The sequence below is a fragment of the Anoxybacillus sp. MB8 genome (assembly GCF_011006755.1).
Lineage (GTDB): Bacteria > Bacillota > Bacilli > Bacillales > Anoxybacillaceae > Anoxybacillus > Anoxybacillus gonensis.
Map to the genome: position 1 here is coordinate 1 of NZ_RXXX01000135.1, position 455 is coordinate 455.

The following is a 455-nucleotide window of genomic DNA, read 5'->3' on the forward strand; positions in this document are numbered from 1 at the left end:
TTCTTTCGAATCACCCGATATCTTGCATGACCTCGGAACAATTGACGAATCTCTCTCGCCACATGGAACCGATCGAGTTGAAAGTACCCTCTATCTCCGAAATATTCACGACAAGCCGTAATCCACGGCGCACCATCTCCATTGATGACGACCCAATCTTCTAGTGGATCATACCCATATTCTTTCACTAAGAAGCTCTCGACGGCTTCCCAGATTGGCTCATTCGTTTGATGAACATAGTAGCGTCGGTTCACCAAAGAAACTCGTTTGCCGTTTTTCTCCCATCCTTGGTGAATCGTCACAATTTTCTCTTCTTTCCCTTTCATGCGGCTTCGTTGGCGTTTGACGTATAGTCCGTCTGCCTCAATGAAAAATACCCGACCTTTTTTCTCCATCTTGCGGTGTCCAACGACTTCAGCCTCGACAATCAACTGACGAATCGTTTCGTGGCTCAT

Annotated in this window: 1 protein-coding gene; it reads right to left on the minus strand. The window is 46.6% G+C overall.

Features of this window, described 5'->3' with window-relative positions:
• On the minus strand, window positions 1-455 hold a 455-nt coding region (locus EKC99_RS15540), incomplete at both ends, for a UPF0236 family transposase-like protein (RefSeq protein ID WP_205597829.1).